Raw genomic sequence first — 21,228 nt, 5'->3', positions numbered from 1 at the left:
TTGTAGGCGCATTATAATACTATCTCTTCATTAATCACATGATTTGATAAGACGAGAGAAGCACCCTGAACCCTTGTTTTCTCGTCTTTTTTTTCCGCAGATGATTCCTGTTGCGTTGTTTTCAGCAGGGTGACGAAGGAAGAATAACGAAATACCCACTCCTCCGCACGGGACATCCGTCGTGAATATCTCCTGAATAATTTGAGTGTGACTCGAAGTATGACGGGGAATACAGAATCCGTTTTAATGAAGAGTGGTGTTCTTATGTCTGCGAATAACAGCAGGTTGATAAAGCTTCTAGTTATCCTTTGTATCGCCGGTGGCTTATGGTTATTGCCGGTTCCTGACGGGGTTAAACCCGATGCCTGGCATCTGATGGCGATTTTCATTGCCACGGTTGTTGGTCTGATTCTCTCTCCTTACCCGCTTGGCGCGATGGCGATGTTCAGCCTGACCTCGGTCGCCATATTAGGCTTATTACCCATTAAAGATGTGCTGGCGGGTTTTAGCGATCCCACCATTTGGATGATCGCCTGCGCCTTCTTTATTTCTCGCGGCTTTATCAAAACCGGTTTTGGCCGACGCATTGGTCTGCTGTTCATCAGCAAGCTGGGGAATAGTTCACTCGGTCTGGCGTATGGTCTGGTGTTTACCGACCTGATGTTCGCTCCGGCGATGCCTTCCACGTCTGCACGCTGCGGCGGGATCATCACTCCGCTGTTCCGGTCCATTGCCGAAGCCTATGACTCCACGCCGGAAAAAGGCACGCAGCGTCGCATTGGTGCGTTTCTGGTGCAGTCCATTTTCCAGTGTAACGCCGTAACTTCCGCGATGTTCATGACCTCCATGGCGGGTAACCCGATGGTGGCGAAGCTGGCTTCTCAGTTTGGTATTCAGATCAGTTGGACGGACTGGGCGTTGGCGACACTGCTGCCGGGCTTCCTGTCTTTGGCGCTGATTCCTTACCTGATCTACCGTTTCTATCCGCCTGAACTGAAGAAAACCTCAGAAATGCGAGCGATCGCCGTCGAAAGACTGCGTGAAATGGGCAAAATGACCCGTGACGAGTGGGTGGTGCTGGGCGTGTTCCTGGGTCTGGTGACGTTCTGGGTTCTGGGTTCAACGCTGAATATCGATGCAACTTTGACCGCGCTGGCGGGCCTGAGCGTGCTGTTGCTCAGCCGTGCGCTGACCTGGGACGATGTGGTCAGTGAGAAAGAAGCCTGGCACACCGTGGTGTGGTTTGCCGTACTGATGACGCTGGCTGGCCAGCTCAACAAGATGGGTCTGATTGCCTGGTTGGGCGGATTGGCCGGTAATGCGGTGAGTGGGATGCACTGGTTGCCAATGCTGGGTCTGTTGCTACTGGTGTACTACTACAGCCACTACCTGATGGCGAGTGCGATTGCCCACATCAGCGCCATGTATGCGATTTTTGTCTCTATCGCGCTGGCCGCTGGTGCGCCGCCGATGCTGACCGTACTGGTATTCGGTATCTTCAGTAACCTGTTTATGTCCACGACCCACTACTCCAGTGGTCCGGCACCGATTTTATTCGGCACAGGCTACGTGCCGCTGGGAACCTGGTGGAAGATCGGTTTCCTGGTCAGTCTGGTCATCATCCCTATCTGGCTGGGTGTTGGCGGAGTGTGGTGGAAACTGCTCGGTTTCTGGTAAACGCAGTACTGCTGGCTTTCCTGATGCGAAACATTCCTGACACAAAAAATGTACCGCAACATTAAGCCTGATTTCCTTTCTTCAAGCCTACGCCCTGTCCTTGTGACGGGGCGTATGCATCACGGCACGCGAAACGCGACGAAACAGTATAAGATAACGGTGTGATGATGGTGGTTTCGGAGAGTGACATGGGCAAGAAAAAGGCACCGCTAAAGCTGGGAACATCGGTGTTTCTGATGGTGTCAGTTGTGCTTGGCGCGGTGTTGCTGGTGGTCTATTCCTTGCTGTTTTTTCGCATTAATCAGCTTTCAGAAGATCATCTGCGAGAAAAAGCGTTTGCCATTGCTCGCACATTTGCTTCTTCTCCCGTGGTTATTGATGAACTTAAAGGGATTGGTCGGCCTGAGGAAGTGCAGGTTGCTGCGGAGGCAATCCGCCAGCGTAATCAACTGCTCTTCGTCACCGTCACGGACATGGATACAGTGCGCCATAGCCACCCTGAACCGGAAAGAATTGGTGAACATTTTGCCGGTCGAGATATCTATCCGGCGCTGTTGGGCATGGAAAATACCTCCATCAACCGAGGTACGCTCGATCCCGCGCTACGGGTCTTTACGCCAGTTTTCGACAGTAACCATAAGCAGGTTGGCGTTGTTGCGCTGGGGATTGCCTTAACCAGCGTGCAGAAGGTGATCAGCGATAACCGCTGGATGATTCCCTGGACGCTATTGGCTGGGGCGCTGGTCGGCTGGCTGGGCACGTTGATTCTGGTGAAAGTGCTCAAGCGCATTATGCTGGGATTCGAACCGTTTGAGATCTCGAACCTGTTTGAACAGCGTAACGCGATGCTCAAACACATCAAAGAAGGCGTTATCGCGGTCGATCAGCATGGCCGGATTACGGTCATCAATGATGAGGCGCGACGGCTTTTCCGGCAGAATAATCCACAGGGCAGTGAAACATCGGCTCCGAAGACAGCCGAACGCGTCAGTGACCAGTGGCTTGAACATCTGCATCTGAAACAGGTGCTGGAGAGCGGTACGCCGCGACGCGATGAAGAGATTAACTTTAACGGCCATTTGCTGCTGACCAACACCGTTCCGGTTTTTGTGAAGGGCGACATTATCGGCGCGATTGCGACATTCCGTGATAAAACGGAGATCAGCCAGCTGCTGCAACGGTTGAGCGGGATGTCCTACTATGCGGATGCGCTGCGGGCGCAGTCGCACGAGTTTATGAATAAGCTGCACGTTATCCTGGGGATGCTGCACTTAAAATATTACTCGCAGCTGGAAGATTATATCCTGAAGACCGCCAATAATTATCAGGCGGAAATTGGTTCGATTATTCGTAAAGTGAAATCGCCAGTGATTGCCGGCTTCCTGTTGGGTAAAATCAACCGCGCGCGCGATCTCGGCATTACGCTCTCTATCAGCGAAGAGAGTCTGCTGCCGGATACCGATGATGTCGATGCCACGAATGAATTGATTACCGTATTGGGTAATCTGATTGAGAATGCGATGGACGCGATTGATCGGCAGGAAAACTGCGAAATCAGCGTGAGCTTCCATCATCAGAATGGCCGCCTTCACTGTACTGTGGGGGATGACGGCCCCGGCATTTCGCCGGAGAGTCAGGCGCGCATTTATGAACAGGGATTCTCTACCAAAGGCAGCGGGCGCGGTATCGGCCTGTACCTGACCAAGCAGAGTCTGGAGAAGATTGGCGGCACTATCGAGTTTGAATCAGAACCTGAGGTGTACACCCAGTTTTTCGTTACTATTCCTTATCAAGCAAGGCTGTTTGACCATGATTAATGTACTGATTGTTGATGACGATGCCATGGTTGCAGAGCTTAACAAATCTTATCTGAACCAGGTTTCTGGATTTAGCTGCTATGCGACCGTCCCCACATTGCAGCAGGCGCGAAACCTGCTGATGCAACCTGACTCGGAAATCGATTTGGTACTGCTGGATATTTATATGCAGCAGGATAATGGACTGGACCTGCTGCCGACTATCCGTGAATTCAGTGAGAAAACGGACGTCATCATCATCTCGTCTGCCAGTGATGTGTATACCATCAAAAAGGCGCTGCACTACGGCGTGGTGGACTATCTGATTAAGCCTTTCCAGTTCTCGCGTTTCGAGCAGGCGCTGACCGCCTATCGCGAAGAGGCGAACTTGTTCAAGCACCGCGATTTTGTTGGGCAATCGGATATCGATAACCTGATTCGCCGTACCAGCAGCAGCACGGTCAGCGAACGTAAGAAATTGCCAAAAGGGCTGACCAGCCTGACGTTGCGTACCGTCTGTGAGTGGATTGAAGGCAATCAGGGCATCGAGTTCTCTACCGAAATGCTGGCGAATGCGATTGGTATTTCTCGCGTCTCCTGCCGTAAATATCTGATCTACCTGTCTGACACTGGCATCCTGACCACCAATATCCTGTACGGCTCTACCGGTCGCCCGGTTTATCTGTATCGTCTGTTGCCAGAAAAGCAGGACTCGCTGCGCCAATACTGTGAATAAAAAGCGGTGAGTAATTAGCAGTAGATAGGTAAACATAAACGAGGCGGGAGCGATCCCGCCTTGTGCTATACACCATTCAGTGATGATGAAACCAAATGGAGTTGGTTTAGTGGAACACGATAAATTTATGCAGTACGGCCGCGGATTAGGGCTGTGGCGTAACCCACGAGAAAACATTAAGCCCGAACCAACAAATTACTTCAGAGATGACCCGACTTACCTCACGCCTTCAAAAGGGGAATGGGTTAATCATGTCCAAGAGTGCAAAAAAGAAAATAACCCGTTAGAGAACGGTGTGTTTATCTGGACAGAAATTAAGGGTACAGGTCACGCCTTTGTCTCTGTGCATGAGGGTAATAATGCTTCTGTGTTCACTTATGGTCGATTCGGTAGACAGTCTGGTGCTGGCGGGGTTGTTGGTGATGGCATATTAAACTTTTTGCGGTTTGAAGAGGCGAGAACATATTACCGAGAAGAGCTGTACAAGATGGAGGCGAAGGCATTCGTCATTACAGATGCGGACCCTACGATTGCAAGAATGTATTTTGAAAAGTTGTGGCGCTCAGGAGGAAAGGCAAAAGAAATTCCATCTATGAGGGATAGTACTAAAAGAAATGGCCACACAATTGATCAATATGATGTTACAGGCGTGAACTGTACAACCCATGCAACAAAAGGCGTGAAGATAGCGGGATCACAAGTATTTGAGGGAGGATATACCACTCACACTCAGATACGGATTGATTACGAAGAAGATTTTGCCGTGCCGGTATCGCTACAGCGGTATTTAGAACGTAAAAATGCTGAGCCATCCATGCTTGTTGTTGATGTGACGGGGGAGTTTAAAAAGCAGTACCCCAATATTGATGGGTTTACCCCTCTTGATGAATCAACAATAAGAATGAAAGCTTTTCGAGCCGTCGCTGAGATAGCTTCTGGTGTTGGCAAAGTATCGCCTTATTCTGGTGGTACTGTTGGTGGATTATTAGAAGGGATGCATGATGTTAACAAGTGAATGTAAGACGGTTATGCGCTGGGGAGGTATAGCCTTAGTATCTTTTGCATATTATCTGTGGCTCTTTCTTGCTATTTTTCCGTTAGATGACAAGAGCCCCATGCTACAAGATAAGGTGGTTACTATCGAATATCATGAGGCTGTTATAGAAAATATTTACAAGGCCACAGATAACGTTATTGCGGTTGCTTTAATAGGTTTTCCTGTGTGTATGATCCTGATTCTGATCATTTTCAAAAAGGTTAGATAGTTGCGGTAAGCCAAGCCGTTACCAATGGCGGTTGGCAGTGGAGTTTTTGTGGGTTGGATTCAAGTCGGCAGTGATCGGAATAGGTGCAGAGGTCGGACTGAACAGGGTCGTGCATGCAATAAGGTTTCACCTTATTCTGGTGGTACTGTCGGGGGATTATTAGACGGGATGCATGATGTTAACAAGTAAGTGCAAGTCATTTATTCGATGGGTCAGTATTGCCCTTGTCTCTCTATTTTATTATCTACTGGTAGGGGGAGTTGGTGCGATTTCCTTTGATAAGGATATTATGTATTTTTCAGAAAAAACTATATCTGTTGAATATCACAGAGCTAGCCTGGAAATTATGCAGGAACATACTAATTCGGTGTATTTAGCTGCGTTCATAGCTTTTCCCATCTGTGTGGCTCTGATTCTGATCATTTTCAAAAAGGTTAGGTAGTTGCGGTAAGCCAAACCGTTAACAATGGCTGTTGCCGGAAAAGCAGGACTCGCTGCGCCAGTACTGTGAATAAAGAGTGGCAAATAAATAGCGCTGAATAAATAAAAACGCCACGGCAATCACCGTGGCATTTTCGTTAGTGGGGAACCGTGGTTGGGTTAGGCAACCCAACCCAGCAGCAGCGTTGCGGCGATGACGGTAGACGCGCCGCCGATACGGGTAGCGATCTGTGCGAACGGCATCAGAGACATACGGTTAGAAGCGGACAGAATAGCCACATCACCCGTACCACCCAGCCCGCTGTGGCATGTGGTCACGATGGAAGCTTCAATCGGGTACATGTTCAGGTAAGGCGCAATCAGGAAGCTCACCAGCGCCATAGACAGCACCACAGAACCACAGACGATGACATAACCCACAGAGAATACTGCGACGACGCTTTCCAGCGGGATATACAGCATGCCCAGCCCAATCATCAACGGCCACACCAGAGAGCTGGATACGAACTTGTAAACGCTGTGCGCGCCAGTTTCCATAATCGCAGGAATCACGCGTCCATATTTGCAGAACACGGCGATCAGAATCATCAGAACCGGACCAGGGATGTGTACCAGTTTCTCAAACAGGCCACCGACGATGAAGAAGGCGCAAATCATCAACAGCCCGCCACCCATCAGGTGAAAATCGACCGGTTTTGGTGCTTCGTTTACGGCAAACATCGCGTTGTCTTCATCGCTGCGAACCAGACGGCCTTCGCCGTTCAGATCCTTGCGGCGCATACCCAGACGGGATAACACGCCGGCGCACAGAATCGCGAAGATGTTACCGACGACGGCTGCGGGCGCTAACTGGGCCACATACACATCCGGGGTTTGTCCCAGAATCGCAGAATAGGCTAAGGATAACGGCAGGATGCCTTCACCAATACCGCCGCCGATAATTGGCACGATGATGAAGAAGAAAGTGTGATAAACGCTGTAGCCGCACAGTTTACCAACCAGCAAACCGGTTGCCAGCGCGGTTGCGGTGCCGATAACCAGCGGGACGAACATGCGCACCATCCCCTGAATCAGGATTTTGCGGTTCATACCCAGAATACTGCCGACCACCAGACAGGCGATGACGAAATACAGGAAGTTCGCCTCTTTCATCAGCAGGTGGACGGTTTTCATGGTGTTGTCGTTGAACAGCTCAAAATACACCATCACGGAAGGCACCATCAGGCACAGAATCGCGGGGCCGCCGATATCTTTGAACACGGGAATGTTGCTGCCAATGTGTGCCAGTAAAAAACCCATCGTCATGATGACGGCGAAACCGCCAATCATATTTTTAGGCAGATATCCTTCGTAGGCAGCGATAGCGACAATGGCGGCAATTGCCATAAAAAGCGCAACGGGAACGGAGCCAATTTTCTTTTTAAAAAAGCCCCCGATAAACGATTCTTGTGTTTCCAGAGCGAGATCGTTCTCACATAAAATATCAGTTTCAATTTTTTTCATTATATTCACCCTGCTAGGACAGTTGGTACAGAAAGAAATTACATACCTGCCGTTTTATATCGTTGCGATATTGGTAGTACATCGTTATCGACGCATTTTATTGGCTTTTTTCTCGCCGATATCTGTGTGACTATCGAGCGTCGATAATGTCAATGACGGCAAGATGTTTATTATCAGAAAGCAGAAAAATTCGTTTTTTTTGTTTTTTATCAGTTAGTAACAAAAAGATAAGGAATGGTTGATGTTATTTAACAATGAATCATGTTGGAGAGTAATCTAGCATGAGGGAATGTTAAAAATAATACGTTAATTACGTATTTGTGAACTTATCAGCAACTCTATTTTAAATAACTTATATTGTTTTTTTGTAATTAAAATAATTTACTGAGGGAGTCTGGAGGATTAAAACAGAAAGAGAGGTAATGCACTGAGTGAAAAATACCACTTTATGAGAATAAGTAAATAGCGTGTTTTCATTTTAGTGAAAATATTTATTTAACTAAAATAGCCAGGTAATTATTGAGCGATATCATTGTTTCGCTGGCCGTCGCCCTGACGACGCTGCCGCAGGACAAAATGCGTTCTCGACCCCATGTCAGCCGCCTTTTTATCTATGCTTTATCTAGCGGAGGTATCCAGCAACAAGCCTCTGGTCACGCCTATCCTACAGATAGAACGATGAAAAGCGATTTTTCGGCCCGTTAAAGGAGGGGGAAACCACGTTTTTTATGTCGCGCAGAGTTTTTTTATGTAGCGTAGATAGTCATTTGTCTACTTATGGTGCCGTGGCAAATATCAGAATTTCTTATTATCTGTCAGAGTTTTCACCTGCTGTTAACGTTTTTAACAAAAAATAGTGCTCAAATCTTGGACATGTAAGACCAGATGACTATAGTTTTTTTAATGGTGATAATTTCTTTATGTCCGCAAGCTATCGGTTTTTATCGCTGTTTTTTCCGAAAAAGGCAAAATATCCACCTTTTGTAAGGTGATGAACTTGTATTTTCTCTTTTAAGAAAATGTAAGGAAATTTTGTAAATCCTTACTGCTTATATTGACGTCACCGCCATCTGTTGAGAAATTGAGGGCGTCATAGGGATATAAGGAGGAAAGCAGCGGCTTGTCTGAATGATTCTACGTCTTCATCCAGCATCCGTGAGCGGGTTGTGGCGCATCAAGGTATACGTTGTAGTTATTATGACTATATCCAACAGCGTGGCGGCCATCGGTTTAGTAACCACCTTTCTTCTCCCTCATTATTTTAATTTTGCCTTCGGGCGACAGGGTACAGACCACAGTTCGTAAAAATACAGGTCTGGCCAACCATACCCAATTGATTTCGAGATGCAGGACGGAATATCAGCGCTGTTAACCACTGCGTTTTTAACGACAGTATTAACGCGTATGCAGCTTGGAGTATGGCGGGTATAGCACACAACATCATCCACAATGGAGCACAAGTAATGGAAAAATCCCTGGTTAAATCAAGGGTGTTGAAGTTCGGCCTTGGCTTGCTCGCCATGTCCGTCGCTGCAGGCGTTCAGGCAAAAACGCTGGTTTACTGCTCAGAAGGCTCCCCGGAAGGTTTTAACCCACAGCTGTTCACCTCCGGCACAACGTTTGATGCCAGCTCTATTCCTATCTATAACCGTCTGGTTGAATTTAAAGACGGCACCACGGACACCGGTCCGGGTCTGGCTGAAAAATGGGATATTAGCGAAGACGGCAAAACCTATACTTTCCATCTGCGCAAAGGCGTGAAATGGCAAGACAGCAAGGATTTCAAACCTTCTCGTGAATTCAATGCCGATGACGTGATTTTCTCCTTCATGCGTCAGCAGGATGCCAACCATCCGTACCACAAAGTATCTGGCGGCAGCTATGAATACTATCAAGGTATGGGTATGCCGGAACTGGTCAGCAAAATCGAAAAAGTCGACGACTACACCGTCCGCTTTGTGCTGAACCGCCCTGAAGCGCCGTTCCTGGCAAACCTGGCGATGGACTTCGCTTCCATCATGTCGGCGGAATACGCGGATAAGATGCTGAAAGCGGGTACGCCAGAGAAGATTGACCTGAACCCAATCGGTACAGGCCCGTTCCAACTGCAGCAGTACCAGAAAGATTCCCGTATTCTGTACAAAGCCTTTGAAGGCTTCTGGGGCACCAAGCCGGGCATTGACCGTCTGGTCTTCTCCATCACGCCAGATGCTTCCGTACGTTACGCCAAGCTGCAAAAAGACGAATGCCAGATCATGCCGTATCCAAACCCGGCCGATCTTGCCCGCATGAAAGAAGACAAAAACATCACGTTGATGGAACAGCCTGGCCTGAACGTCGGCTACCTGTCTTACAACGTTGAGAAAAAACCGCTGGATAACGTCAAGATTCGCCAGGCGCTGAACTATGCGGTGAACAAGTCTGCCATCATCGATGCGGTCTATCAGGGTGCTGGCCAGGCCGCAACCAACCTGATCCCGCCGACCATGTGGGGCTACAACAAAGACGTTAAAGACTACAGCTACGATCCTGAGAAAGCGAAAGCCCTGCTGAAAGAAGCGGGTATGGCTGACGGTTTCGCTATCGACCTGTGGGCAATGCCAGTACAGCGTCCGTACAATCCGAACGCCCGTCGTATGGCGGAAATGATTCAGTCCGACTGGGCGAAAGTTGGCGTGAAAGCCAAGATCGTCACCTACGAGTGGGGCGAGTATCTGAAGCGTGCGAAAGACGGCGAACACCAGACCGTGCTGATGGGCTGGACTGGTGACAATGGGGATCCAGATAACTTCTTCGCGACCCTGTTCAGCTGTGACGCGGCCAAAAATGGCTCCAACTACTCCAAGTGGTGCTATAAGCCGTTTGAAGATTTGATCCAACCGGCGCGTGCCATTTCCGATCACGAAAAACGTATTGAGCTGTACAAACAGGCACAGGTTGTGATGCACGATCAGGCTCCGGCGCTGATTGTCGCGCACTCCACCGTGTACGAGCCAGTGCGTAAAAACGTGAAAGGTTATGTGGTTCAGCCGCGTGGCGTGCATAGCTTCAACAACGTGACGTTGGATTAAGTCAGCCACTAGATTTTCACGGACATTAAAAACCCCGACCTTGCGGTTTCTCGTTAGAGGAGTCGTGGAGGCGGGGTTTCTTGCCCGTTAAATTTTATGGTGGGCTTCCTGCCCACACACTCTGTGGGCCGTCGTACACGACGTTTAAAATCGTTTCTGACGATTTTTTATGCTGTGAGCAATGATAAGCCTGATGGCCAATGAGCCAACGGGCATGAATAGAGAGTTCGGGATATGTTGCAGTTCATACTCCGGCGTTTGGGGTTAGTTATCCCAACGTTTATTGGTATCACCCTATTAACCTTCGCATTCGTGCACATGATTCCGGGCGACCCGGTGATGATCATGGCGGGGGAACGAGGTATCTCCGCCGAGCGCCATGCGCAATTGCTGGCTGAAATGGGGCTGGATAAGCCGCTTTGGCAGCAATACCTCCACTATATTGGCGGTGTGATGCAGGGCGATCTGGGTATCTCCCTCAAGAGTCGTATCCCCGTGTGGGAAGAATTCGTGCCTCGCTTCAAAGCGACGCTGGAACTGGGTATCTGCGCGATGATGTTTGCTATCGCAGTGGGGATTCCCGTTGGCGTGTTGGCTGCGGTCAAACGTGGTTCCATTTTCGATCATACCTCTGTTGGCCTAGCGCTGACGGGCTACTCCATGCCTATCTTCTGGTGGGGCATGATGCTGATTATGCTGGTCTCCGTTCAGCTCAACCTGACGCCCGTTTCGGGGCGTATCAGCGACACGATTTTCCTCGATGACAGCATGCCGCTGACCGGCTTTATGCTGATCGACACTCTATTCTGGGGCGAGGAAGGCGACTTTATCGACGCGGTTGAACACATGATCCTGCCTGCCATCGTGTTGGGCACCATTCCACTGGCGGTGATTGTGCGTATGACGCGTTCTGCCATGCTGGAAGTGCTGGGTGAGGATTACATTCGTACCGCTCGCGCTAAAGGACTGAGCCGTCTGCGTGTGATTGTCGTGCACGCGTTGCGTAATGCGATGCTGCCGGTGGTAACAGTCATTGGTTTGCAGGTCGGCACCATGCTGGCCGGGGCGATCCTGACGGAAACCATTTTCTCCTGGCCGGGGCTGGGACGGTGGTTGATCGATGCATTACAGCGTCGTGACTATCCGGTGGTTCAGGGCGGCGTACTGCTGGTGGCAACCATGATCATTCTGGTGAACCTGCTGGTCGATGTGCTCTACGGTGTGGTTAACCCACGCATCCGTCACAAGAAATAAGGGGAAGGCTAAGATGACACACGTCACTGAACCTGTTGTAAATAGCGCACCTAAGCCGATGACCCCGCTACAGGAATTCTGGCACTATTTTAAACGTAACAAAGGGGCGGTCGTTGGCATGGTGTATGTCGTGCTGATGCTGATTATCGCCATTGGTGCCAACGTATTGGCACCGCATGCGCCCGCCGAGCAGTTCCGCGATGCGCTGCTTCGTCCACCTGTCTGGCAAGAAGGTGGAAGCTGGCAGTTTATTCTGGGGACGGACGACGTCGGACGTGATGTCCTGTCCCGTCTGATGTACGGCGCTCGTCTCTCGCTGCTGGTTGGCTGTCTGGTCGTCGCGTTGTCGCTGGTGCTGGGAGTGATCTTCGGCCTGCTGGCCGGATATTTCGGCGGTGTGGTCGATGCGCTCATCATGCGTATCGTCGATATCATGCTGGCACTGCCAAGCCTGCTGCTGGCGCTGGTGCTGGTGGCCGTCTTCGGGCCTTCGATTGTGAATGCCTCGCTGGCGCTGACCTTCGTGGCATTGCCGCACTATGTCCGTTTGACCCGTGCGGCGGTGTTGGTGGAAGTCAACCGCGATTACGTCACGGCTTCACGCGTGGCGGGAGCGAGTTCGGCACGCCAGATGTTCGTCAACATTCTTCCTAACTGTCTGGCACCGCTGATTGTGCAGGCTTCTCTCGGCTTTTCTAACGCCATTCTTGATATGGCTGCTTTGGGTTTCCTCGGTATGGGCGCACAGCCGCCAACGCCAGAGTGGGGCACCATGCTGTCGGACGTTTTGCAGTTTGCGCAAAGCGCCTGGTGGGTGGTGACGTTCCCCGGTCTGGCAATCTTACTGACGGTATTGGCGTTTAACCTGATGGGGGACGGCTTGCGTGACGCTCTCGACCCCAAACTCAAGCAGTAGTAGAGGTAGAGAGATGGCGTTGCTCAATGTAGATAAACTGTCTGTTCACTTTGGTGATGAGGATCTGCCGTTTCGTGCGGTCGATCGTATCAGCTATCAGGTTGAACAAGGTCAGGTCGTCGGTATCGTCGGGGAATCCGGCTCCGGTAAGTCCGTCAGTTCGCTGGCGATTATGGGGCTGATTGATTACCCCGGCAAAGTGATGGCCGACAAGCTGGAATTTAACCAGCGTGATTTAACAAAAATTTCTGAGAAAGAACGGCGTAATCTGGTGGGTTCTGAAGTCGCGATGATTTTCCAGGACCCGATGACCAGCCTGAACCCGTGCTACACCGTGGGCTACCAGATCATGGAAGCCATCAAGGTACATCAGGGCGGTAACCGTAAAACCCGTCGTCAGCGTGCGATTGACCTGCTGACGCTGGTTGGGATTCCCGATCCAGGTTCGCGTCTTGATGTGTATCCGCACCAGCTTTCCGGCGGGATGAGCCAGCGCGTGATGATCGCGATGGCGATTGCCTGCCGGCCGAAGCTGCTGATTGCCGATGAGCCAACGACGGCGCTCGACGTGACCATTCAGGCGCAGATCATCGAACTGCTGCTCGAATTGCAGCAGCGCGAGAACATGGCGCTGATCCTGATTACGCACGATTTGGCGCTGGTGGCCGAAGCGGCACACCACATCATCGTGATGTATGCCGGGCAGGTGGTGGAATCAGGCAAAGCGGCGGATATTTTCAGTGCGCCGCGTCATCCGTATACCCAGGCGCTGCTGCGTGCGCTGCCGGAGTTTGCGGCGGATAAATCCCGATTGGCATCGTTGCCGGGTGTGGTACCGGGTAAATATGACCGCCCGAACGGCTGTCTGTTAAACCCGCGCTGCCCCTATGCGCAGGACCGCTGCCGTCAGGAAGAACCTGCACTGCGCGATATTCCTGGTCGTCAGGTGAAATGTCATACACCGCTCGATGATGCGGGGAGACCAACCCTATGAGTGAACTGAACGCAACATCGCAGCCGTATTTGCTGCATGCGATTGATTTGAAGAAACACTATCCAGTGAAAAAGGGCTTTTTCGCGCCAGAGCGGATGGTGAAAGCGCTGGACGGCGTATCCTTTACGCTGGAACGCGGTAAAACGCTGGCGGTGGTCGGAGAGTCCGGCTGTGGAAAATCCACGCTAGGCCGTCTGCTGACGATGATTGAAACCCCGTCTGATGGCGAGCTGTACTATCAGGGGCAGGATCTGCTGAAGCACGATCCTGAGGCACAGAAACTGCGTCGGCAGAAGATCCAGATCGTTTTCCAGAATCCTTATGGATCGCTCAATCCACGTAAGAAAGTCGGTCAGATCCTGGAAGAGCCGCTCCAGATCAACACTGAGTTGTCAAAAGCTGAGCGTCGTGAAAAAGCGTTGGCGATGATGGCGAAAGTGGGGCTGAAAACGGAACATTATGATCGCTATCCGCATATGTTCTCCGGCGGCCAGCGTCAGCGTATCGCTATCGCCCGTGGGTTGATGCTGGACCCAGACGTGGTGATTGCTGATGAACCGGTTTCGGCGCTGGACGTGTCGGTTCGCGCACAGGTGCTGAACCTGATGATGGACTTGCAGCAAGATCTGGGGCTGTCTTACGTCTTCATCTCGCACGATCTGTCCGTTGTCGAACATATCGCTGATGAAGTGATGGTGATGTATCTGGGCCGCTGTGTGGAGAAGGGCAGTAAAGATGCCATTTTCAACAACCCGCGTCACCCGTATACGCAAGCGTTACTTTCCGCGACGCCGCGCCTGAACCCAGATTTACGCCGCGAGCGCATCAAGCTGACGGGGGAGTTGCCTAGCCCACTGAATCCGCCGCCGGGCTGTGCGTTCAATGCCCGTTGTCAGCGCTGCTTCAGCACCTGCACCCAGTTTCAGCCGCAGCTTAAAACCTACGGTGAGCAGCAGGTCGCCTGCTTCGCTGTCGATCAGGACGAACAGGGTACAGCTGTAGCCTAGTTTGCCTTCAACTCACCTACGCTGCTTTTCAAGGGCGTGGGTGAGTGGGAAGTGGGTTTTACCTGACTGAACATGATTTTATATCATTTATCGCTGTAAAATATCCTCATTGCAAATTGTGATATCGTTAGAGAACAAATCAACAACAACATGAAAATTCGCAGTTGACTTAAAATAAATGTTATCTTGTATCTTTATTATTTCTATGAATGGGTTAGATGTTGTTGAACAAAAGACCATTTTTATATTGTTGTTTATATCTGTTTTAATAATGAACCCTTCATTTCCCATTTCTCCTTCCCCACACAGAAATATATTTTCTTTATCTACTGATAATTTATTGTTTATCTGAATTTCAGACCATATTTCATCGTGAGTATTAGCAATTTCTTTGAAGGTCGAAATCTCGCCATATGAGATAAAATATTCTTTATTAAAAGAGTGTGATAATGCGTTGTTTTCAATAAAATCGATATCTATGTATTGTACTTTTCCAGATTCAAAAATAACTAAATCTAGTCCTGGTAGTTTATTTTCAAGCCATTTTTTTCTTAATTCATTTATCATGACTTACATTTTCCTTTTGGCACTTTTTTTACTATTTGGGGTTTGTTTGGAACGCCCTCATCAGGTAATTTTACTCTAGGTACATCAGAATTTTTAGGCTTATCGGGAGACTTACAAGTCAGCGTTCGCCCGTTGGGGTGCCTACGACTCTGAGCTGGTTACGGTTGTCCCAGCGGTAGTGCCAGACCTGCGGTCGGTAGCCCGGCTGAACCACCTGTTTACGGATGAGCCGCCCGGCTTTGTCGTACTGGTAATGTGTGTCGTCGTGCTGAGTCAGCCTGCCCGCCTGCCATTCGGTGAGTCGTGCGGTATCCTGCGGCAGGCTGTTACGGGTATAGCGATAGGCTTCGTCGGTTTCGACCGCACGCCCTGCACCACCGCTCAGGACGGACAGCACGCGCCCGGTGATGTCCCGCCCCAGAGATAGCTAACTAAGTGAGGATTTTTCAGGCGTGAGATTAGAATGCGTACAGGCTACCGCCAGCAAGAACATCACTGCCTGCGGGTATCCTATCATTAAAATATTATTTTAAAATTAGCTTGTTATATTACGGTTTCGGCTATTGGTACCGATTTTAAAGCATGAAGAACAACGATTGAAACAAGAGATGGCTTCTCCGTGTGTTTGGGAAGATGCAATTCGTCCACCAGAATTTTCGGAGAGGCGCTGTACGTGAATAACGGCAAGACAAACCCGCCATCAGCCGTGAAGGTCGTTTATGACCTAGATGCCGATAACCATTACCGTTGAGCGTGAAGGACTCTGGTGATTGAGACCGAGAGTAATTTGTAGCAGCTAACCAGCAAAAAATAAAGCCGGAAGGATCGTTGGGATCTTTTCCGGCTATTCTTATTTCTCAATCAAAAGAAGTTCTTTCCACTTCTTAAGATAGTTTTCAAACTCCTCAATACTCAATATATTTATACTTTCTTCTGTATACTCATTGAAGATCTCAACACCAACTGGCTTAATCGTCAATGTATGAGAGTTCCCTGTTCCCTCCCATAAGGGAAGGCTTCCATTTCTCACTGAATCACAAGCCTGGATATATTCATCAACACCATATAAACTTCTCTGAATATCATCCTTCAAAAAATCAGCTAGCACATGATAGTCATTACTAATATCTAAAGAAGGATATCCATCCTCGGTTATAAAGAATTTCATTTAAGTCCCTACATTATTGGGAATGCAGTATTGATATTCCCATTGCCATCTAAATATCCACCTATTTTGACACCGCTCGGAATAAACAGCAGGTAAAAAAATAGCCGGAAGGATCTTTGGGGTCGCTTCCGGTTTTTTATTAAAGATAGGCTTGTTTCCATTTATCATCATCAAGCCATTCTTTTTTATCTATACGCCATTCATTATTTTTAAATTGCAATGTATAGCGATATCTATTTTCAAATCCAGTATGCTTTTGCACAACAATAGATGCTTTGTTTTTTACAATATTCTCATCTATGATTTCATCATTTTCAGGATCATAGTCGGGTGGAAAGCTAACCTTCATTGATACTTGACGCCCCTGTTTTCTTTCTTTAACAGTGCACCATTTATTAAAAATATCATTTAATTCAATCAAATAAGGCTCTTTATTCACACCATGATTGGCCATGAAAGCATCACGATAACTATTCTCCCAGTTATTCATATCTTTCATAAAGGCAATCAATGTTTCTTTTGCATTCATATTTAATTCCCAAATACAGAGTAAAGAACAGTTTTCCCATTTTGGGATACTTTGTAAATAATTTCAGTTGGTCTTGTACCTCCATTGTTATATACAAATGACCAGTCAATATCTACAGTCCCATTTTTGTTAATATACTTTCTGACTTCGTTCTCGAATGTTCGATATTCGCCACGGTTAATACCAGGTAATTGCGGGAACACGTTTCCTTTACCGCCTTGACCACCAAGAACATTACCTAATATGTGCCCTGCATCATCGGTTTGATTACCTAATGAACGGGCATAGTCTCTGGAGCTTTGATTCGTTGCAGTACCCGTTTTAAGTTCGGCTTTCGATACACTGGCTTTGGCTGACAATATTTCCCCGTTAGCGCCATGAGTTAACGTCGGGCACTTTGCCAACCCAAACGGATCAACCCAACAGACAGGGTTTGGTACATACCCGTAGTTATTCTCACCCCCCGCTATCCCTATCGGGTCAGGCGAGACATAACATCCACCGGCTGGGTCGTAGTACCGAAAACGGTTATAACATAGCCCGCTTTCGGTGTCACGGTACTGTCCGGCAAAGGCAAGGCCCGGGTCGGCAGGGTCTTCCGTGGAGCCTTGTCGCTGACCCCAGAGGGTGCTTTTGGGTGCCTGCCAGCGCAGGGTACCGTCGGGCCGGTACAGGGCCTGCGGTTCACCGTTCTGGCTGCTGGTGACAAAATCGGTTTCCCAGCGTCCGTCAGTATTCTGCCGCTGCTGAACCAACAACTCCCAGCCGTTGTGTACCTACTCACCAGTCGTCCGACTCTGTCGTACCGATAGTGAGTATTACTGCGGGTTGTAATTTGGCAGACAGGCTACAGCCTGCTATGACATAGCCAGTTTGTAGTTTCTTATAGTATCAGCGGGTTGAATTCATTACATTAGTGGTTGTGATACTAAGCAATGCCTTGGGATACGCCCCGCATAACGGCAAGCCCAACCCGCCGTCAGCGATTAACCTTAAAGGCCGCTGGCTGGAAGAGTCGGGTTTTATGACCGGGATGCCGATCACCGTGACGGTGGAGCGGGGAAGGATAGTGATTGAGACTGAGATTAATCTGTAGGCGGCGGATAATAAAAAGCCGGAAGGATCTTTACGATCGCTTCCGGCTTTATTCTCTAGAATTTCTCAAAAATGATATTATCAGGAGGGAAGTTATTAGGAAATGAGTCTGCTTTTATTTTTCTCGATAAAACACCAGATAATAACGAAGTTATATTTTCATCAAAATATTCTATATCTGGTGATCTAGATGCAACTATTGCAGTCCCCCATGCATCGCTATTATTTAGATCGGAAACGACCCAAAATATATAATCACCATTATCTGTTACACCTATTGGTAAAAGCCCATTCTTTTCTGGGTAAAGATTATACTTGAAATAGTCTGGATCTTCATTATTAAGATAATTAAAGTCATCAATGATTAATTTCTTTTGCTCAAAAAAATTAAGATCATTATTTTGAGTAAATGGATTGAATATTGCAATGAAATTAGCAATTCTCCCCGTACCATAGTTACTGATAAAGCCAACGTAATCATTAGGAAACGTAGTACCTTCATCTATAGAAGGCCAAGTATCAACGCTCCCAGACTCATAGGGAAAATCAGGTGGAACTAAAATGCTATTTAATTTAGGTATGGCCATGATTTACATTCCAGGAGGATTAAGAAGAGTGACACTTTCAAAGAAACCGCCACTGCCTTGAGCATTCATTGTTATACCTGCCGGTATCCTAGAAGGACCTTTATATATAGGTGTGACCGACACATCAACTATTTCCCCTCGTTCTAACGCTTTCCTTATACGTCCTTCGATACTGCTCATATCCGGAGTATTCACTGGCCGATGTTGAATAGTAACCAAGTTACGCACATCATCGCCGGAACCGCCCAACTGCCGACCTAACAAATGTCCACGAGCGCGATTAGAGCCAGCTCCTGTAATAAATCCAGGAGGTTGGATTGAGGGATTAGCATGTGTACCTGTATTTATGTAACTAGAATCTAGTCGAGCTCTAACACCTGTTGGGCGTCTTAGGTGATCCAACTCACCGTATCGTATGTTACAACCAGCCAACCCAAACGGATCAACCCAGCACATCGGGTTATGAACATACCCGTAATTGTTTTCCCCACCCAACACCCCTATCGGGTCAGGCGAGACATAACATCCACCTGCTGGGTCGTAGTACCGAAAACGGTTATAACATAGCCCGCTTTCGGTGTCACGGTACTGTCCGGCAAAGGCAAGGCCCGGGTCGGCAGGGTCTTCCGTGGAGCCTTGTCGCTGACCCCAGAGGGTGCTTTTGGGTGCCTGCCAGCGCAGGGTACCGTCGGGTCGGTACAGAGCCTGCGGTTCACCGTTCTGGCTGCTGGTGACAAAGTCGGTTTCCCAGCGTCCGTCGGTATTCTGGCGCTGCTGAACCAGCAGCTCCCAGCCGTTGTGTACCCAGTGTCTTCTCGACACGAGCACCCCGTTGCGGTAGTGACGCACGTCGGCTATCTGGTCGCCGTCCCACAGATAGCGGATGTCTTCACTGGTCTGCTCACAGCGTTTGCCAGTGCGTCGCCCGAACGGGTCGTAGCGGTAGAACCAGCGTTCGCCCGTCGGGGTGTCGACAACCCGGAGCTGGTTACGGCTGTCCCAGCGGTAGTGCCACACCTGCGGGCGGTAGCCCGGCTGAACCACCTGTTTACGGATGAGCCGTCCGGCTTTGTCGTACTGGTAGTGGGTATCATCGTGCTGAGTCAGCCTGCCCGCCTGCCACTCGGTGAGTCGGGCGGTCTCCTGCGGCAGGCCGTTGCGGGTGTAGCGGTAAGCTTCGTCGGTTTCGACCGCACGCCCTGCGCCACCGCTGAGGACGGACAGCACCCGTCCGGTAGCGTCCAGACGATAGCCTCGGGTTTCACGGTTATGGCGAACGCCAGCCAGGTTACCTGCGCCGTCATACAGATATTCCCTTGTCTGTGTGGCATGCAAACGACCATCCTGCTGCTGACCGCTCATTTCGCGCGTCAGCCAGCCCATCACGTCATATTCGCGGTGCTGGACAAACGCCCCGCCTGAACGGGAGGCTTCCCGCCCGGCGGCGTCATGGACAAGGGTTAGCTCCGCGCCGTCCGGCAACTGTACCTGTTGCAGTTCACCCGCCGCGCTATAGCTGAATGTGCTGGTCAATGCGTCATTGCGCTCATCTTCTTTGGCCAGCGTCCGCGTTACGGTGCGTGCGGTATCGTCAAACTGGCGGGTGAGCAGGGTGCCGTTCAGCCATTCCCGCACCACACGGTCACGGAGGTCATACTCCAGTTGGACATGACTGGTAGCGGAGGTGACTTCGACTAGCCTGCCTGCGGCGTCATAGCGATAATGCAGGGTATCGTCCGGCGCGGTTTCTTTGATGAGCAACCCGCGTCCGTCATACAGGAAGTGGCGGGTTTCGCCTTCGCCATTACGGATGGCGATGCAGTGGCCGTCTTCGTCATAGGTGTAGTGGGTGTCGGTGCCCGCCATATCCCGCTCGCGGATGACCCGCGCATCGGCATCCAGCCACCATTGCCAGCGGTTGCCGTCCGGGGCGACAACGGCGACCAGTTGCTGGCTCTCTTTGTCGTACTCGTAACGCCAGGTGCGATATTGTGCATCCGTCCGCGAGGTGAGCAGGTCAAAGGGACCGTAGCTCTAGCGCGGATTAAGTCAGGTGTCATGGTAAATAAAGAAATAAAAACAGCGCGTTACTACACAATGGGATACGCCCCGCATAATGGCAAGCCCAACCCGCCGTCAGCAATTAACCTTAAAGGTCGCTGGCTGGAGGAGTCAGGCTTTATGGCCGGGATGCCGATAGCGGTGATGGTTGAGCGCGGAAGGATAGTGATTGAGACGGAGATTAATGTCTGACGCTGCACGCGATAAATAGCAGATAAAATAAAGCCGGAAGGATCGTTGGGATCGCTTCCGGATCATTTTATTAATCACCACTAACGGAATTATAACTAGGCTTTTCTTTTTTTATATTTACATATAAATCTTTATCATCCAATTTCCACCAATATTCATTATATGATGAAGGATTTTTATATTCATAAATTGAAACAATACCAAGCAACCCACATGGGGTTTCGGACATAAAATCCCAGCCATTCCTCTCAGCGCAGAACATATCCAAATTTTCGTCATACCATACAGAAAAACCTTTTTTATCAAGGATATTTAAAGCTGTGTTATATACATTACTATATTCAGATAAAGCAGGCATATATACTCCAT

At 49.4% G+C, this 21,228-nt stretch carries 20 protein-coding genes and 2 pseudogenes; 13 read left to right on the top strand and 9 right to left on the bottom strand.

Annotated features, from left to right (window positions below; all coding sequences use genetic code 11):
* The first annotated feature begins 264 nt into the window (after positions 1-264).
* The 5 genes from BUB06_RS15210 to BUB06_RS15190 all read left to right on the top strand — a co-directional run bounded on the left by BUB06_RS15210 (position 265) and on the right by BUB06_RS15190 (position 5,474).
* On the top strand, positions 265-1,677 hold the full coding sequence (locus tag BUB06_RS15210) for an anion permease (protein ID WP_029367708.1): 1,413 nt from the start codon (positions 265-267) through the stop codon (positions 1,675-1,677).
* 188 nt (positions 1,678-1,865) lie between these two features.
* Positions 1,866-3,494, top strand: coding sequence for a sensor histidine kinase (locus BUB06_RS15205; RefSeq protein ID WP_039475298.1), 1,629 nt, complete (start codon positions 1,866-1,868; stop codon positions 3,492-3,494).
* A complete protein-coding gene (gene dcuR / locus BUB06_RS15200; RefSeq protein ID WP_010281107.1) occupies positions 3,487-4,209 on the top strand; it encodes a two-component system response regulator DcuR in 723 nt (240 codons plus the stop codon). Before BUB06_RS15205 ends, dcuR begins: the two co-directional genes overlap by 8 nt.
* A gap of 109 nt (positions 4,210-4,318) precedes the next feature.
* Positions 4,319-5,224, top strand: a complete 906-nt coding sequence (locus BUB06_RS15195; RefSeq protein ID WP_039475301.1) for a hypothetical protein — start codon at positions 4,319-4,321, stop codon at positions 5,222-5,224.
* Positions 5,208-5,474: a hypothetical protein gene (locus BUB06_RS15190; protein ID WP_039475304.1), complete on the top strand. Its 267-nt coding sequence runs from the start codon at positions 5,208-5,210 to the stop codon at positions 5,472-5,474. Before BUB06_RS15195 ends, BUB06_RS15190 begins: the two co-directional genes overlap by 17 nt.
* A 600-nt stretch (positions 5,475-6,074) precedes the next feature.
* On the opposite strand, the gene BUB06_RS15180 is transcribed toward BUB06_RS15190, so the two are convergent.
* Entirely contained in the window at positions 6,075-7,418 is a 1,344-nt protein-coding gene (locus BUB06_RS15180; RefSeq protein WP_039475310.1) for a 2-hydroxycarboxylate transporter family protein, read from the bottom strand.
* Between the two features lie 519 nt (positions 7,419-7,937).
* Between BUB06_RS15180 and BUB06_RS15175 the strand changes: the two genes are divergently transcribed.
* The 6 genes from BUB06_RS15175 to dppF all read left to right on the top strand — a co-directional run bounded on the left by BUB06_RS15175 (position 7,938) and on the right by dppF (position 14,660).
* Positions 7,938-8,123, top strand: a complete 186-nt coding sequence (locus BUB06_RS15175; RefSeq protein WP_039475313.1) for a hypothetical protein — start codon at positions 7,938-7,940, stop codon at positions 8,121-8,123.
* Between the two features lie 758 nt (positions 8,124-8,881).
* A complete protein-coding gene (dppA, locus tag BUB06_RS15170; protein WP_039475317.1) occupies positions 8,882-10,489 on the top strand; it encodes a dipeptide ABC transporter periplasmic-binding protein DppA in 1,608 nt (535 codons plus the stop codon).
* A gap of 234 nt (positions 10,490-10,723) precedes the next feature.
* Positions 10,724-11,743: a dipeptide ABC transporter permease DppB gene (dppB, locus tag BUB06_RS15165; protein ID WP_039475319.1), complete on the top strand. Its 1,020-nt coding sequence runs from the start codon at positions 10,724-10,726 to the stop codon at positions 11,741-11,743.
* Positions 11,744-11,756: 13 nt separating this feature from the next.
* Positions 11,757-12,659: a dipeptide ABC transporter permease DppC gene (dppC, locus tag BUB06_RS15160; protein ID WP_039363567.1), complete on the top strand. Its 903-nt coding sequence runs from the start codon at positions 11,757-11,759 to the stop codon at positions 12,657-12,659.
* A 13-nt stretch (positions 12,660-12,672) separates the two neighbouring features.
* Positions 12,673-13,653, top strand: coding sequence for a dipeptide ABC transporter ATP-binding protein (dppD, locus tag BUB06_RS15155; protein ID WP_010281083.1), 981 nt, complete (start codon positions 12,673-12,675; stop codon positions 13,651-13,653).
* Positions 13,650-14,660, top strand: a complete 1,011-nt coding sequence (gene dppF / locus BUB06_RS15150) for a dipeptide ABC transporter ATP-binding subunit DppF (RefSeq protein ID WP_039475322.1) — start codon at positions 13,650-13,652, stop codon at positions 14,658-14,660. Before dppD ends, dppF begins: the two co-directional genes overlap by 4 nt.
* 87 nt (positions 14,661-14,747) lie before the next feature.
* On the opposite strand, the gene BUB06_RS15145 is transcribed toward dppF, so the two are convergent.
* The 5 genes and pseudogenes from BUB06_RS15145 to BUB06_RS22400 form a co-directional block, all read right to left on the bottom strand.
* The gene (locus BUB06_RS15145) at positions 14,748-15,227 is read right to left on the bottom strand and encodes a hypothetical protein (RefSeq protein WP_039475325.1); all 480 of its coding nucleotides are present in this window, start codon (positions 15,225-15,227) and stop codon (positions 14,748-14,750) included.
* Between the two features lie 121 nt (positions 15,228-15,348).
* Positions 15,349-15,639 (bottom strand): annotated as a pseudogene (locus BUB06_RS15140) (hypothetical protein); the annotation flags it as partial.
* A gap of 438 nt (positions 15,640-16,077) precedes the next feature.
* On the bottom strand, positions 16,078-16,395 hold the full coding sequence (locus BUB06_RS15135; RefSeq protein ID WP_039475329.1) for a hypothetical protein: 318 nt from the start codon (positions 16,393-16,395) through the stop codon (positions 16,078-16,080).
* A gap of 139 nt (positions 16,396-16,534) precedes the next feature.
* The gene (locus BUB06_RS15130) at positions 16,535-16,924 is read right to left on the bottom strand and encodes an NTF2 fold immunity protein (protein ID WP_039475332.1); all 390 of its coding nucleotides are present in this window, start codon (positions 16,922-16,924) and stop codon (positions 16,535-16,537) included.
* A 2-nt stretch (positions 16,925-16,926) separates the two neighbouring features.
* A pseudogene (locus tag BUB06_RS22400) lies at positions 16,927-17,700 on the bottom strand (RHS repeat-associated core domain-containing protein); the annotation flags it as partial.
* Positions 17,701-17,840: 140 nt separating this feature from the next.
* Between BUB06_RS22400 and BUB06_RS15120 the strand changes: the two are divergent.
* The gene (locus BUB06_RS15120; RefSeq protein ID WP_226294715.1) at positions 17,841-18,020 is read left to right on the top strand and encodes a SymE family type I addiction module toxin; all 180 of its coding nucleotides are present in this window, start codon (positions 17,841-17,843) and stop codon (positions 18,018-18,020) included.
* Positions 18,021-18,075: 55 nt separating this feature from the next.
* Here BUB06_RS15120 and BUB06_RS15115 read toward each other — a convergent pair whose 3' ends face one another.
* Together BUB06_RS15115 and BUB06_RS15110 are read right to left on the bottom strand one after the other, a co-directional pair.
* Entirely contained in the window at positions 18,076-18,606 is a 531-nt protein-coding gene (locus BUB06_RS15115; RefSeq protein WP_039476539.1) for an SMI1/KNR4 family protein, read from the bottom strand.
* Positions 18,607-18,609: 3 nt separating this feature from the next.
* Positions 18,610-20,472, bottom strand: a complete 1,863-nt coding sequence (locus tag BUB06_RS15110) for a DNA/RNA non-specific endonuclease (RefSeq protein WP_413783467.1) — start codon at positions 20,470-20,472, stop codon at positions 18,610-18,612.
* A 192-nt stretch (positions 20,473-20,664) separates the two neighbouring features.
* Here BUB06_RS15110 and BUB06_RS15105 point away from each other — a divergent pair, with 192 nt between their 5' ends.
* Complete coding sequence (locus tag BUB06_RS15105; RefSeq protein WP_039476493.1) at positions 20,665-20,859, top strand: SymE family type I addiction module toxin; 195 nt, start codon at positions 20,665-20,667, stop codon at positions 20,857-20,859.
* A gap of 70 nt (positions 20,860-20,929) precedes the next feature.
* Here BUB06_RS15105 and BUB06_RS15100 read toward each other — a convergent pair whose 3' ends face one another.
* On the bottom strand, positions 20,930-21,217 hold the full coding sequence (locus BUB06_RS15100) for a hypothetical protein (RefSeq protein WP_039476485.1): 288 nt from the start codon (positions 21,215-21,217) through the stop codon (positions 20,930-20,932).
* Between the last annotated feature and the right edge of the window lie 11 nt (positions 21,218-21,228).

The sequence above is a fragment of the Pectobacterium carotovorum genome (assembly GCF_900129615.1).
GTDB lineage: Bacteria > Pseudomonadota > Gammaproteobacteria > Enterobacterales > Enterobacteriaceae > Pectobacterium > Pectobacterium carotovorum.
This window is presented reverse-complemented; position numbering and strand designations above follow the sequence as displayed.